The sequence below is a fragment of the Nitrobacter sp. CN101 genome, from assembly GCF_055390255.1.
In genome coordinates, this window is the sequence record NZ_AP038833.1 from 2309342 (window position 1) to 2324054 (window position 14713).

At 59.0% G+C, this 14713-nt stretch carries 12 protein-coding genes; 10 read left to right on the plus strand and 2 right to left on the minus strand.

Going from position 1 to position 14713, the window contains the following annotated elements:
• Position 1: 1 nt before the first annotated feature.
• The 10 genes from ACZ5IL_RS11485 (at position 2) to lpxB (ending at position 11495) form a co-directional block, all read left to right on the plus strand.
• Positions 2-760 (plus strand): isoprenyl transferase, encoded by a 759-nt coding sequence (locus ACZ5IL_RS11485; protein WP_464591497.1) that lies wholly within the window; start codon positions 2-4, stop codon positions 758-760.
• A gap of 188 nt (positions 761-948) precedes the next feature.
• On the plus strand, positions 949-1791 hold the full coding sequence (locus tag ACZ5IL_RS11490) for a phosphatidate cytidylyltransferase (protein ID WP_464591499.1): 843 nt from the start codon (positions 949-951) through the stop codon (positions 1789-1791).
• A gap of 3 nt (positions 1792-1794) precedes the next feature.
• Positions 1795-3018: a 1-deoxy-D-xylulose-5-phosphate reductoisomerase gene (dxr, locus tag ACZ5IL_RS11495; RefSeq protein WP_464591501.1), complete on the plus strand. Its 1224-nt coding sequence runs from the start codon at positions 1795-1797 to the stop codon at positions 3016-3018.
• A 44-nt stretch (positions 3019-3062) separates the two neighbouring features.
• The gene (gene rseP / locus ACZ5IL_RS11500; protein ID WP_464591503.1) at positions 3063-4214 is read left to right on the plus strand and encodes an RIP metalloprotease RseP; all 1152 of its coding nucleotides are present in this window, start codon (positions 3063-3065) and stop codon (positions 4212-4214) included.
• Positions 4215-4497: 283 nt separating this feature from the next.
• A complete protein-coding gene (gene bamA / locus ACZ5IL_RS11505; protein ID WP_464591505.1) occupies positions 4498-7026 on the plus strand; it encodes an outer membrane protein assembly factor BamA in 2529 nt (842 codons plus the stop codon).
• A 32-nt stretch (positions 7027-7058) separates the two neighbouring features.
• A complete protein-coding gene (gene lpxD, locus ACZ5IL_RS11510) occupies positions 7059-8135 on the plus strand; it encodes a UDP-3-O-(3-hydroxymyristoyl)glucosamine N-acyltransferase (protein ID WP_464591507.1) in 1077 nt (358 codons plus the stop codon).
• A gap of 31 nt (positions 8136-8166) precedes the next feature.
• Positions 8167-8622, plus strand: coding sequence for a 3-hydroxyacyl-ACP dehydratase FabZ (fabZ, locus tag ACZ5IL_RS11515; protein ID WP_464591509.1), 456 nt, complete (start codon positions 8167-8169; stop codon positions 8620-8622).
• Positions 8622-9428 carry an acyl-ACP--UDP-N-acetylglucosamine O-acyltransferase gene (gene lpxA / locus ACZ5IL_RS11520; RefSeq protein WP_464591510.1) on the plus strand — a complete coding sequence of 269 codons (807 nt, stop codon included), beginning with the start codon at positions 8622-8624 and terminating at the stop codon, positions 9426-9428. Before fabZ ends, lpxA begins: the two co-directional genes overlap by 1 nt.
• Before the next feature lie 19 nt (positions 9429-9447).
• On the plus strand, positions 9448-10305 hold the full coding sequence (locus tag ACZ5IL_RS11525) for an LpxI family protein (protein WP_464591512.1): 858 nt from the start codon (positions 9448-9450) through the stop codon (positions 10303-10305).
• The gene (gene lpxB, locus ACZ5IL_RS11530) at positions 10305-11495 is read left to right on the plus strand and encodes a lipid-A-disaccharide synthase (RefSeq protein ID WP_464591514.1); all 1191 of its coding nucleotides are present in this window, start codon (positions 10305-10307) and stop codon (positions 11493-11495) included. The genes ACZ5IL_RS11525 and lpxB overlap by 1 nt, the downstream gene beginning before the upstream one ends.
• 162 nt (positions 11496-11657) lie before the next feature.
• Here the strand turns inward: lpxB and gltA are convergent, their stop codons facing one another.
• Both gltA and gltX read right to left on the minus strand, forming a co-directional pair.
• Positions 11658-12959 carry a citrate synthase gene (gltA, locus tag ACZ5IL_RS11535; protein WP_464591516.1) on the minus strand — a complete coding sequence of 434 codons (1302 nt, stop codon included), beginning with the start codon at positions 12957-12959 and terminating at the stop codon, positions 11658-11660.
• Between the two features lie 140 nt (positions 12960-13099).
• Positions 13100-14524 (minus strand): glutamate--tRNA ligase, encoded by a 1425-nt coding sequence (gltX, locus tag ACZ5IL_RS11540; RefSeq protein WP_464591518.1) that lies wholly within the window; start codon positions 14522-14524, stop codon positions 13100-13102.
• Positions 14525-14713 lie beyond the last annotated feature (189 nt).

Consider the following 14713-nt stretch of genomic DNA (forward strand, 5'->3'; position numbering starts at 1 on the left):
GATGTCGAATGCTGTTGCGCCTGCAATCGAGGGATCGGACCAATCCGATACACCGTTGCACGTTGCGATCATCATGGATGGCAACGGCCGATGGGCGGCCGCTCGAGGATTGCCGCGCGCGGAGGGTCATCGCCGCGGCGTCGAGGCGTTGAGGCGCGTGGTCCGTGCTGCAGGCGAATTGAACATCCTTTATCTGACCATTTTTTCATTCAGCTCCGAGAACTGGTCGCGGCCTCCGAGCGAGATCGGCGATCTCTTCGGCTTGCTGCGAAGGTTCGTCCGTAATGATCTGGCAACGCTGCACCGCGACGGGGTGCGCGTGCGAGTTATCGGCGAGCGTGCCGGCTTGGAGCCGGATATCTGCGCGCTGCTGACAGAGGCCGAGGACCTGACGAAGAACAACAACCGGCTTAATCTTGTCGTTGCATTCAACTATGGCTCGCGACAGGAAATCGCGAAGGCCGCCCAGCGCCTTGCTCGTGAAGTCGCTGACGGCAAGCGCGACCCGGCCACGGTCGACGCCGATACGCTGGGGCGATATCTCGACGCGCCGGACATTCCCGATCCTGACTTGATCATTCGCACAAGCGGCGAGCAGCGGCTGTCGAATTTTCTGATGTGGCAAGCGGCTTACAGTGAGTTTGTATTCGTCCCGATTCACTGGCCGGATTTCGACAGAACGGCGCTCGAAGGCGCGATCGCCGAATATGCCAGACGCGAACGAAGATTCGGCGGTCTGGCTGCGAAAGCCGGATCGTGATCATAGCTTTTCGAGCGAAGTGGTTATCGGTCGCGTGAAGAAGCGCGCCAATCAAAATCATAGAGTCCGCATGATCCATCAGAAGCGGAAAGATTCTAGACTATAAGATGATAGTTTGCCTTTGATCCCGAAGTCCGTATCAAAGGTTGCTAGCTACGGACATTCGAACTTGGACCCGGGACATTAGCGTGAATCAGGATCAACTCGCGCCGGTTGCCGCAAGCGGATCGCAAAATCTCCGGATGCGTATCATTGCGGCCTTGGTGCTTGCGCCGGCCGCGATTGCGATCGCATGGGCTGGCGGATCGCTATGGATAGGTCTTGTGACCCTCGCGGCCATCGGCATGTACGTCGAATGGCTGACGATCGTCGGCACCGCGCAGGAAAGGCGGACGGTTGCCGCGGGGATCGCAGCCCTCGTTGTTTCCAGCCTGTGCCTGGCGCTCGGATACGGCGCATTTTCGCTGGTTGTTCTCCTGATCGGCGCCGCGGCGGTCGCAGCGATGTCGCAACAGTTGCGGCTCTGGTCAGTCGGTGGATTCTGTTATGCGGCGGCTGCCGCATTTGCGGCGGTTCAGGTTCGCCTCGACGGCGAATACGGATTTGTCGCGTTGATGTTTGTGCTCCTGGTGGTGTGGGTGACGGACATCGGGGGATATTTCGCCGGCCGCGGAATCGGCGGACCCAAATTGTGGCCTCGCGTCAGTCCGAAGAAGACGTGGGCGGGTGCGGCAGGCGGTTTCGTCGCGAGCCTTGCAGTTGCCGCCGGATTTTCGGCTTTTGGTTTTGGAAATCTGACGTCTTTGCTTTTCCTTGGGGCGGTTCTGTCAGTCGTGTCGCAATCGGGCGATTTGTTTGAATCTGCGGTTAAAAGGCGATTCGGGGTCAAGGATTCCAGTCAGATCATTCCCGGTCACGGCGGCTTGCTCGATCGTCTCGACGGCTTTGTCGCGGCGATCGTGTTCGCCATGTTTTTTGGATTTCTGCTCGGCGATGCCAATGGCATCGGTCAAGCTCTTATGGGTTGGTGAGGTATGAGTGCTGTTCCGTTGAAAAACGACAAGCCGGTTGAGGCTGGCGTCAGGACCGTGACGGTTCTGGGAGCGACCGGATCGATCGGCGACAGCACGATGGATTTGTTGCGCGGCGCGCCCGGCCGCTATCGGGTCGAGGCTCTAACCGCGAACTCCAATGTTGAAGGCCTTGCCAAGCTGGCGCGCGAATTCGACGCGCGGTTTGTGGCGGTCGCGGATACCGCTCGCTTTGGCGAATTAAAGGATGCGCTTGCTGGTAGCGGCATCGAGTGCGGTGTCGGCGAAAGCGCGATCATCGAGGCCGCTTCGCGTCCAGCCGACTGGCTGATGGCCGCGGTGAGCGGCGCGGCTGGACTGAAGCCCGCGCTTGCAGCCGTCGATCGAGGGACAACGATTGCGCTTGCGAACAAGGAATGCCTGGTCTGCGCCGGCGATTTCTTCATGCAGCGCGCCGCGAAGGCGGGAGCTTGCATCCTGCCAGCGGACTCCGAACACAATGCCCTGTTTCAGGCTCTGAGTTCGGGAAATCGCGATGAACTCACGCGCGTCATCATTACCGCGTCAGGAGGACCGTTTCGCACCTGGGCGGCGGCTGACATCGAGAAGGCGACGTTGGCGCAGGCGTTGAAGCACCCGAACTGGAGCATGGGACAGAAGATCACCATCGATTCAGCGTCGATGATGAACAAGGGGCTCGAAGTCATCGAGGCCGCCTGTCTGTTTGCGCTGACGCCGGACGAGATCGACGTCCTGGTTCACCCGCAATCGATCGTCCACGGCATGGTCGAGTTTTCCGACCGATCTGTTGTCGCTCAACTCGGAACCCCCGATATGCGCACGCCGATCGCGCATTGCCTCGGCTGGCCAGAACGCATTGCTGGACCGGCGGCGAAGCTCGATCTCGCAAAAATCGGACAACTGACTTTCGAGGCGCCGGATTTCGCCCGTTTCCCTGCTTTGCGGCTTGCTTATGATGCGCTGCGGACCGGAAATGGCGCAACCACGGTCTACAACGCTGCAAACGAGATTGCCGTTGCGGCGTTCATCGCGGAGAAGATCAGGTTCGGCGCCATCGCACGCCTGGTCGAAGCCACCATGAATGGTTGGGTCCGGGCAGGAAATCTCGCGCCCTTGGCATCGGCTGATGACGCCATCGCCGTTGACCATAACGCGCGAAATATGGCTGCTTCGCTATTGCCTCAAATTGCCGCAAAGGCATCTTAGGCGTGGACGGAACAGGGCCACCGGTCCTGGACGAGGGAAACGGAATGGCTGATTTTTTTCTAAATAGCTTCAATATGTTAAGCTCAGGTTTGATTGGCTACATCGTTCCGTTCCTGTTTGTCCTCACCATCGTTGTTTTCTTTCACGAACTTGGCCACTTTCTCGTTGCGCGCTGGGCGGGCGTGAAGGTACTGACGTTTTCCGTAGGCTTCGGCCCCGAGCTGGCTGGCTTCAACGACAGGCACGGAACGCGCTGGAAGCTCTCCGCGATTCCCCTGGGCGGATACGTCAGGTTCTTTGGCGATGATTCCGAAGCCAGCAATCCCTCGAACGCGACCCTTGCCTCCATGACGGCGGAGGAGCGCGAGAGCAGCTTTCATCACAAGAACGTTGGTCCGCGCGCCGCGATCGTTGCTGCCGGCCCCATCGCCAACTTTATCCTCGCGATTGTTATTTTCGCTAGCCTGTTGATGTTTCTCGGTAAGCCCAGCACGACAGCTCGCGTAGACGGGATACAGCCCGGCAGCGCTGCTGAAGCCGCCGGTTTCAAGGCCGGCGATATCGTGGCCGCGATCAATGGCGGTAAGATCGACAGCTTTTCTGACATGCAGCGGATCGTCGGCACCAGTGCCGGCGAGACGCTGACATTCGCAGTGAAGCGAGGCGATTCCATCATTGATCTCAAAGGAGTGCCGGAGCTCAAGGAGATCAAGGACCGGTTCGGAAACATTTACCGGATCGGCGTTCTCGGAATTACGCGCGCGACGTCGCCAGGGGACGTCACCAGGGAATATGTGAACCCGGCGGTGGCACTATGGTTGGGAGTTAAGGAAACCTGGTTCGTGGTCGACCGCACGATGGCTTATATCGGCGGGATTTTCACCGGGCGCGAGGCCGCCGACCAGGTTGGAGGACCGCTGCGGATTGCTCAGATTTCCGGGCAGGTAGCCACGATCGGCTTCGCTGAGTTGATCCATCTTGCCGCCGTTCTTTCCGTATCGATTGGACTGCTGAACCTGTTTCCGGTTCCGTTGCTGGATGGCGGGCACCTTTTGTTTTACGCGGCGGAAGCCGTGCGAGGTCGGCCGATATCCGAGCGTGCGCAGGAAGTGGGTTTTCGAATCGGGCTGGGTCTGGTGTTGATGTTAATGGTTTTCGCTACCTACAACGATATTCTGCATCTGGCTGGATCGTGAGTCGTTCGCTCCAGGGCGGGATGAGGAAAATTCTTCCCTGTTTTCCGCCCGCACGCCGCTCTGAAATTTCTTGGAATCGATCACGTTCGATTCTGGCTGAGGCTTAATCCAGGATCGTCGTGATTCGGGCGTGACTTATGGGCAACGTCTTGGAATTAAATTAGAATTGCACTGCGAATGGCCGTTTGCCACTGAAGGAAAATTGGCTACAAACGGCGCGAATGGGAATCTGCCGCCTGAGGGGGAACTGGGCGGCATCAGAATTGATAAGGGCGCGTTGCGCATGAATGTTGGAATGCGAGTGTTAAGGGGGACATTGCTCGCCGCCCTGATTTCCATTGGCGTGCCGGTCGCCGCTGTGATGACCGTCCCACTCGTGTCGTCTCCCGCTGTCGCCCAGACGCTGTCGTCGATTTCCGTCCAGGGGAACCGCCGCGTCGAGTTGGATACGATCCGTTCCTATTTCAAGCCGGATGCCAGCGGGCGCCTTGACCAGGCCAGCATCGATGACGCCTTGAAAGCGCTGATCGAAACCGGCCTGTTTCAGGATGTCAGTATCAACCGGGTGGGGAACGGGCTGGTGGTCTCGGTCGTCGAGAATCCGGTCATCAACCGGGTTGCCTTCGAGGGCAACAAGAAGGTGAAGGACGATCAACTGAAGTCGGAAATCCAGTCCAAGCCGCGCGGTACGTTTTCCCGGCCGATGGTTCAGTCTGACGTCCGGCGAATCGTCGAAATCTATCGCCATTCCGGCCGCTACGATGTGCACGTCACCCCAGAGTTCATTGAGCAGCCCAACAACCGCGTCGATCTCATTTTCACGATCAACGAAGGGGACAAGACCGGCATCGCCTCGATTGAGTTTATCGGCAACCATGCCTTTTCGTCCTACCGGCTGAAGGACGTCATCAAGACGCACGAATCGAATTTCCTCAGCTTCCTCGGCGGAGGGGATACGTATGATCCCGACCGCGTCGAGGCCGACCGCGACTTGCTGCGCCGCTATTATCTGAAGCACGGTTATGCCGATGTTCAGATCATCGCCGCCCTGACCGAATACGATCCCGGTCGCCACGGATTCCTCGTGACCTTCAAGATTGACGAAGGCCAGCAGTACCGCGTCGGATCGGTGGCGTTCGAGTCGTCGATTCCGACATTCGACGGAAATTCGATGCGCAGTTTTTCTCGTGTCAACGTCGGATCGCTCTACAACGCCGAAGCACTGGAGAAGTCCGTCGAAGAGATGCAAGTCGAAGCGTCGCGGCGCGGGTATGCTTTCGCCGTCGTGCGTCCGCGAGGCGATCGTAACTTCGATGCCCATACCGTCTCAATCGTATTCGCGATCGACGAGGGTCCGCGAACCTATATCGAGCGCATCAACGTCAGGGGTAACACCCGGACGCGAGACTATGTGATCCGGCGTGAGTTCGATATTTCGGAGGGCGATGCCTACAATAGGTCGCTGGTGGATCGTGCGGAGCGCCGCCTAAAAAATCTCGACTTCTTCAAGACGGTCAAGATCACGACTGAGCCCGGCTCTTCAAGTGATCGCGTGATTCTCGACGTCGAGGTCGAAGACAAATCGACCGGCGATTTCTCGGTGTCCGGCGGCTTTTCCACGACCCAAGGCGCGCTTGCGGAAGTCAGCGTCTCCGAGCGCAATCTGCTCGGCCGCGGTCTGTATGCGAAGGCCTCGGTCCAATACGGGCAGTGGGCGAGGGGATACTCGCTGTCGTTTGTCGAGCCGTTCCTGCTGGATTATCGCGTCGCGCTCGGGCTCGACCTTTACCAGCGCGAACAGCTCGCCAACCAATGGATTTCATATAACATGAAGACGCTCGGATTCAGCCCGCGGCTAGGCTTCGGCCTGCGGGAGGATCTGACGCTGCAACTGCGTTATTCGATTTTCCAGCAGGAGATCGGCCTGCCGAGCGCTCTGCGGAACTGTAACAACAACTTCGGCGATCCGAACTACAATCCCTCGCCAGCGTTCATGAATGCCAATGGAGTGTGGGATGGTTCGAGCCTCGGCTGCTACTCCGATGGCGAGGCCTCTCTGCCGATCCGCCGGGAGCTGGAGCGTGGCCGGACGCTGACCTCGATGCTCGGCTACACGCTGACCTACAACACCCTCGATAACAACAAGAACCCGACCGCTGGTCTGCTGATCGATTTCAGGCAGGATTTCGCTGGCGTCGGCGGCGACGTCAAATACCTGAAGACGGCGCTCGACGCGAAGTACTATCAACCGCTGGTCTCCGACATTGTCGGGCTGATCCATCTGCAAGGCGGTGTTCTGAACAATGTCGGCGCCTATGCCGGACAGAACGGAATTCGCATGCTGGATAACTTCCAGATGGGACCAAATCTGGTGCGAGGCTTCGCGCCGTACGGCATCGGTCCGCGCGATATCAATTTCCTGAGCACGAGGGATGCTTTGGGCGGCACCAAGTACTGGGGCGCGTCGGTCGAGTTGCAGATGCCGTTCTGGTTCATGCCGAAGGAAGTGGGCTTGAAGGGCGCCGTTTACGCGGATGCCGGCTCGCTCTGGGGCTACCAGGGACCGACGTCGTACGCACTGACCAATGAATTCAATGCGCCCGGCTGCGTGCGAAGCACGTCGAGCACCAGTCCGGGTACCTGCGCGGGTCTTCAATTTGACGACACCAATGTGATCCGAAGCTCGGTGGGCGTCGGCTTGATCTGGCAGTCTCCGTTTGGCCCGCTTCGCTTCGACTACGCCGTGCCGATCACGAAGGGCCAGTACGACCGCGTGCAGGAGTTCAGGTTTGGCGGCGGAACCACGTTCTGAGCGTGACCACTGCGCGAACCGCGACGGATGGAATGACGCAACCGGCATTCTTTAAGCGGCCGCCGCCGCTGACTTTGGCGGAGATAGCCTCATCGACGGGAGCGCAGTTGGTCGATGCGTCCCGGAGCGACCTTCGGATTGTCGGCTTGGCCTCGCTCGATCAGGCCGGCCCCATGCATCTCGCGTTTTTTGACAACCACAAGTATTCCGCGCAACTTGCGGCGACGAAGGCGGGGGCCTGTCTGGTCGGTCCGCGTTTCGAAGCCGATGTTCCGGCTCATGTGGCGGTTCTGCGCTCGAAAGCTCCGTTTCGTGCGTTCGTAAGCATCGCTCGTGATTTTCATGACGATGTGTTGCGACCGCAGTCCTGGTTTGATAACGCGGCTATCGCTGAATCCGCCGTCATACATCCGTCTGCGCATCTCGAAGACGAAGTCGTGATCGATCCGTTGGCGGTGATCGGTCCGGAAGTGCAGATCGGGACTGGTTCGGTTATCGGTTCTGGTGCTGTGATTGGCCCAGGCGTCCGGATAGGCAGAAACTGCAACGTCGGTGCAGGAACGACGATTCAGGCCGCCTTTATCGGCAACAATGTTCTCATCCATCCGGGCTGCCATATCGGGCAGGATGGTTACGGTTTCATTTTCTTTGGCTCGGAAGGTCATGTGAAAGTTCCGCAGACCGGACGCGTGCTGATCCAGAACGATGTCGAAATCGGCGCGGGTACAACCATTGACCGCGGCAGCCTGCGCGACACCGTTATCGGAGAAGGAACAAAAATCGATAACCAGGTTCAGGTCGGGCACAACGTGACGATCGGCCGGCGCTGCCTGCTAGCGGCGCAGATCGGCCTGGCGGGCAGCCTGACGATCGGCGACAACGTGGCGCTGGGCGCCAAGGTCGGAATCAACAACCACCTTCACATCGGTGACGGCGCGCAGGTCACTGCCATGAGCGGGGTCAAGGACGATATCCCCCCGAACGGTCGCTGGGGCGGATTTTTCGCGAAACCGACCAAGCAATGGTACCGCGAACTTTTTGCAGTGGAGCGCCTGGCGCGCAATAGTGCTCCTAATGCCGGATCGGCCAAAGCCGCTCCGAAGGATTGAATTACCGAATGAAGGATCGAGGTGCTGAGTAATGGAGTCGCCGGTCAGGTTCGAGCATGTGGACATTGCCACCATTCTCAAGACCCTTCCTCATCGTTATCCGTTTTTGCTGATCGACCGGGTTCTCAATATTCGGGCCGACCATAGCGGGATCGGCGTGAAGAACGTCACGGTCAATGAGCCTGCGTTCCAGGGGCATTTTCCGGAACGACCGGTTTATCCGGGAGTGCTTATGATCGAGGGGATGGCGCAGACGGCTGGCGTCATCGGCATCATGTCGGTGGAGGGCACGGAAAAGCCGCGCGCGGTTTATTTTCTGACGATCGATAAATGCAAGTTTCGCAAACCAGTCATGCCCGGCGATATTGTCGAGTATCACATGCGCAGCATCGGGCGCCGCAAGACGATGTGGTGGTTTCACGGCGATGCCAAAGTGAACGGCGTGGTCGTCGCCGAGGCGGACGTCGGCGCGATGCTGACCGACTGATGAGCAGGATCGATCCTACCGCCCGGATTGAAGCTGGCGCCGTGATCGGAGAATCGACCGAGATCGGGCCGTTCTGCATGGTTGGTCCCCATGTCGTCCTCGGTCCGAACTGCCGCCTGATCTCGCATGTGTCCATCACGGGACACACAACTATCGGGGCCAATTGCACGATCTATCCGTTCGCGGCGCTTGGTGGCGCGCCGCAGGATATGGGTTATGGGAATGAGCCGACGCGCCTTGAGATTGGCGATGGCTGCACGATCCGTGAAAGTGTGACGATGAACGTCGGCACACCCAAGGATGTCGGCGTTACACGCATCGGCGCGCGTGGGTTCTTCATGAGTTACAGCCATGTCGGCCACGACTGCCAGGTCGGCGATGACGTGATTTTTGCCAATTCGGCAACGTTGGGCGGACACTGCAAAGTCGGGGATTTCGTCTATATCGGCGGTCTTTCTGCCGTGCATCAATTCGCACGTATCGGCAGGCAGGCTATGATCGGCGGCCTCACGGGCATCCGTGGCGATGTCATTCCCTACGGCTTCGTCAATGGCCAGCATGGGCATCTTGAGGGCCTTAACGTTGTCGGCATGAGACGCCGCAAGTTTACCCGCGAGCGTCTCGTCAAGGTCAGGTCGTTCTATCAGGAACTGTTTTACGGGCCGGGTCTCTTTGCAGACCGTCTCCAGCGCGTCCAATCACATGCGTCAGACGATCCTGCTATTGCGGAGATACTGACGTTTATTGGCGAGGATAAGCATCGTCCTCTCTGTTTGCCGGAGGGCGGCGCAAGCAAATCCGCATAGCGGAGTCGGCGTGTTAGTCATGACTGATCGTGTTTCGGGCATTTCCTCGCCGATCGGCTTGATCGCCGGCGGCGGAGTGTTGCCGTTCGCGGTTGCCGATTCGCTGACCGCGCGAGGTCTCAAACCCATCTTCTTCGCGTTGAAGGGCGTATGCGACCCGGAAAAGGTGTCGCATTTCACACATCACTGGATCGCGGTCGGCCAGATCGGAAAGGTTGTGCGGCTGTTACGCGCGGAAAACTGCCGAGATCTGATTTTCATCGGGACGCTGGTTCGCCCGGCGCTGTCGGAGATTCGCCTGGACTGGGGAACCGTTCGGGTAATGGGACACGTTTTGGCGGCGTTTCGGGGTGGCGATGACCACTTGCTGTCGGGGATCGGTCGCATTCTGGAACGCGACGGGTTTCGAATGGTGGGGATCAAGGACATCGCGCCGGATCTGCTGATGCCTGCCGGATGCCTCACCCGGAAAACGCCGGATCAATCCGCGGCCAGTGACATAGCCAAGGGGCTGGACATGCTGCGCGCCCTTAGTCCCTTCGATGTCGGGCAGGCTGTCGTTGTAATCGACGGTCATGTGGTCGGCGTGGAGGGAATCGAAGGAACGGACGCGCTTTTGGCTCGTATCGCCCAACTGCGTGCCGACGGACGAATCCGTGCCAAGACCCAGCGGGGTGTGCTCGTAAAGGCACCAAAGCAGGGACAGGACTTGCGTTACGACCTGCCGACGCTAGGTCCGCAAACCATCGAAAATGCGGCCGCCGCCGGGCTAGCCGGACTGGCCGTTGTCGCCGGGAATACGCTCGTCGCAGAACCACAGGCGCTGGTCGGCGAGGCCGACGCATCGAACCTGTTCGTTGTCGGGCTGTCTGCATAATGCCGGACAAGGCGTCAGCAGATCACTCCCGAAAAATATTCCTCATTGCAACGGAAGAGTCCGGCGACCGCCTCGGGTCCAGCCTGATGAAAGCTTTGCGGCGGCGGCTCGGCGATACTGTGCGGTTCGAAGGCGTTGGCGGTCAGTCAATGGCGCGCGAAGGTCTCGTGTCGTTGTTCCCGATCGAAGATCTGTCGATCATGGGATTCGCGGCCGTGGTGAAGCAGCTTCCCATGATCCTGCGGCGGATACGCGAGACAGCGGATGCCGTTATCGCGGCTGCGCCGGACATGCTCGTCATTATCGACAGTCCCGACTTCACCCACCGCGTGGCGCGACGCGTGCGCGCCCGGCGGCGCGTCTTGCCGATCGTGGATTACGTCTCTCCCTCGGTGTGGGCCTGGCGGCCCGGCCGGGCGCGGGCCATGCGTAGCTATGTCGATCACGTATTGGCGCTGCTGCCATTCGAACCGGAAGCGTATCGCAGGCTTGAAGGCCCGCCCTGCACCTATGTCGGCCATCCGCTACTTGAGCAGGTTGGAGTGCTGCGGCCGGACACCCAGGAACGTCAGCGGCGCGATGCGGTAGCTCCGACGCTTCTGGTATTGCCCGGGAGCCGGCGTAGTGAAATCCGCCATCACCTCTCCGCCTTCGGCGAGACCATTGAGGTGTTGCGACAGAGCGCCCCCAAGATCGACGTAATTTTGCCCACGATGCCGCATCTCGTCGACGAGATCACAATAGCCGTCGCGAACTGGCCGCGTCGGCCAAGGATCGTGGTCGGCGACGATGACAAGCGCGCCGCGTTTCGCGCGGCGCGCGCGGCACTCGCCAAGTCAGGCACCGTGACGCTCGAGCTTGCCTTGGCGGGCGTGCCAATGGTTGCTGCCTACAAAGGGGGGGCGGTGGAGGCGTGGATCGCGCAGCGCGTCGTTCGCGTATCATCGGTCATCTTGGCCAATCTCGTGATCGGTGAGAATGTCATCCCGGAATTCCTCCAGGAAAATTGTACAGCCCGAAATCTTGCACCGGCGCTGCGGGAGGTTCTGACGGATTCACCGATGCGGCAGTTTCAGCTCAAGGCTTTTGCAAAGCTCGATACGATCATGTCCACAGGGCAGCGCTCGCCGAGTGAGTGCGCGGCCGATATCGTGCTCGAGGTCATGCGGGAGTCGCGCGGACGGACATAGACGAGAAAGATAAGAGAGCGTTACGCGTGATTGGGGCCGACTCAACGAGAGCCTTTTCGCTTCTGATGGAATCAGGAGAGGACCCTATGATTTTAATTTGTCGCGTTTTCCTCTTCACGCGAAGCGGTATCTTCCGCTCGAAAACGCTATAGTTCCGCGACATTACCTGCGGTTGGCCATGTCGATGTAATCGCGCCGGGTCGCGCCGGTATACAGCTGCCGTGGGCGACCGATCTTCTGCTGCGGATCCTCGATCATCTCGCTCCACTGGCTGATCCAGCCGACGGTGCGCGCGACCGCGAACAGCACCGTGAACATCGAGGTCGGAAAGCCCATCGCTTTCAGGGTGAGGCCCGAATAGAAGTCGACGTTGGGATACAGTTTGCGGTCGATAAAATATTCATCGTTCAAAGCGATCTTTTCGAGCTCCAGCGCGACCTTGAGCATGGGATCATCGCCGTGGCCGGTCTCGTTGAGCACCGCGTGACACATTTTTTGCATGATCTTCGCGCGGGGATCGTAGTTCTTGTAGACCCGATGTCCAAATCCCATCAGCCGGACATCGCTGTTCTTGTCCTTCACCCTGTCGATGAATTCCGGAATCCTGTCCACGGTTCCGATTTCAGAAAGCATGGTTAGCGCCGCCTCGTTGGCGCCGCCGTGTGCGGGTCCCCACAGGCAGGCGATGCCGGCGGCAATGCACGCGAATGGATTCGAACCTGAGGAGCCTGCGATGCGCACGGTCGATGTCGATGCGTTCTGCTCGTGGTCAGCATGCAGAATGAAGATCTTGTCGAGCGCGTTCGCCAGAACAGGGTTGATGTTGTAGTCCTCGCACGGCACGGCGAAGCACATATAGAGGAAGTTTTCGGCAAAGCTCAGGGAGTTCTTCGGATATATGAACGGCTGGCCGATCGTATATTTGTAGGCCATCGCAGCCAGCGTCGGCATTTTTGCGATCATGCGCATGGACGCGACCATGCGCTGCTTGGGATCGTTGATGTCAGTGGAGTCGTGATAAAAGGCGGCAAGCGCACCGACCGCAGCCACCATGACCGCCATGGGATGAGCATCGCGGCGGAAGCTTTGGAAGAACCGCGTCATCTGCTCATGGACCATGGTGTGGTGGATGACACGCTTGTTGAAATCGCTCTTCTGCGACGTCGTCGGCAGCTCGCCGTAGAGCAGCAGATAGCAGGTCTCGAGGAAATCACCTCTTTCCGCGAGTTGCTCGATCGGATAACCGCGATATTCGAGTACGCCTTCGTCACCGTCGATATAGGTGATCTTGGATTGGCAGCTGCCGGTCGACGTGAATCCCGGGTCGTAAGTAAACAGGCCGGCCTGCGCGTAAAGCTTGGCGATGTCGATGACATCCGGTCCGACCGTGCCGCTCAGTACGGGGAACTCATAACTTTTATTCTCGACCGTCAACGTTGCGGTTTTTGTGCTCGTTGCGTTCATCGTGAAGCCCCCCCGATGAGATCGTTGCGGATCGCCTGGTCTCTCGATGAGGAGACTAGTCGGCCGTTACAAAGCGCCGCGCAAAGGGGTATCGTATTGCTATGTGCACCGCAAGATCGCCAAAAACCGGATGGTGGGCGTTACGGTGAACTTTGATCGCCAAGCCGGGCCAAACACGTCTCTTTTCCGAGCGTAGCGAGGACGTCGAATATGCCGGGCGATGTCGTTCGACCGGTCAACGCAATTCGAAGCGGCTGCGCGATAGCGCCGAGTTTGAGATTGTTTTGTTCAGCAAAAGTCCGCATCGCGGCCTCGGTCGTTTCCGCGCTCCACGAAGTAACCGATTCAAGGACCGCGCGAAGCCTTCCGATCAGTGTGCGTATCTCCGGTGTCAGCATAGCGGCGGCTTTGGATTCCATCGTCAAAGGTCGATCTGCGAAGATAAATCGAGCGCTCTCGATCAATTCGATCAAGGTTTTGGCCCGCTCTTTGAGTCCCGGCATCGCGCGCAGGAGTTGCACTCGTGTAACCTCGTTGAGTTTCGGCTTGATGTCCGCACCGCGCGGAACGTAATCAAGCGCATTCTCGAACAGGGTCACCAGAGCACGATCGTCACAACTGCGAATATAATGGCCGTTGAGGTTTTCGAGTTTGGCAAAGTCGAAGCGTGCAGCGGAGCGTCCAATAGCAGACAGATCGAACGCGTCGATCATTTCCTGTGTGGAGAAGATCTCCTGATCGCCATGGCTCCAGCCGAGCCGAACCAGATAGTTGCGAAGTGCCACCGGTAAATATCCCATCGCGCGATAGGCATCGACTCCCAGAGCGCCGTGACGCTTGGAAAGCTTCGAGCCGTCGGGGCCATGGATAAGCGGAATGTGGGCCATCGTCGGGAGAGGCCATCCAAGGGTGTCGTATATCTGCTTCTGGCGGGCTGCATTGATGAGGTGGTCGTCGCCGCGAATGATGTGTGTCACTCCCATGTCGCGGTCATCGACAACGACGGCGAGCATGTAGGTCGGCGTGCCATCGCCGCGCAGCAGCACGAGGTCATCGAGGTTCTCGTTCTGCCAAACAATACGCCCCTGAACTTGATCCTCGATCACGGTTTCACCCGTTAGAGGCGCCTTGAGGCGAATGGTTGGCTTGACGCCTGGCGGTGCTTCGGACTCGTCGCGATCGCGCCAACGGCCGTCGTAAAGCTTGGCACGACCCTCGGCCCGCGCCTTCTCGCGCATCTCGGACAGCTCTTCCGGCGTTGCATAACATCGGTAAGCCTTGCCTTCGGCGAGCAACTGCTCAGCGATCTCACGATGGCGCGCAACGCGGGAAAACTGGTACACGACTTCGTCGTCCCACTCGATACCCAGCCACTTCAGCCCGTCAAGGATCGCATCGATGGCCGCCGGCGTGGAACGTGCGCGATCGGTATCCTCGATCCGGAGCAGCATCTTGCCACCGTGCTTGCGCGCATAGAGCCAATTAAAGAGCGCGGTCCGGCCGCCGCCGATGTGAAGAAAACCGGTCGGGGATGGCGCAAAGCGTGTAACGACGGGTGCTGTCATTTTTGGTGGATCTGACACTTCGGAAGAGGGTATCGGGATTTGCATGAACGGCTAACTGGCCTGCTTCGCGGCGTCAATGTAGTGAAGGGATATTTTGTCCGTTTCTATCTCTACGCGGAACGCCGGGACGGCGCCGTTTCCCAGTTTGCCGGTATCTCAGCCCTTGGCGGCTGCGCGTGGATTTGGCAC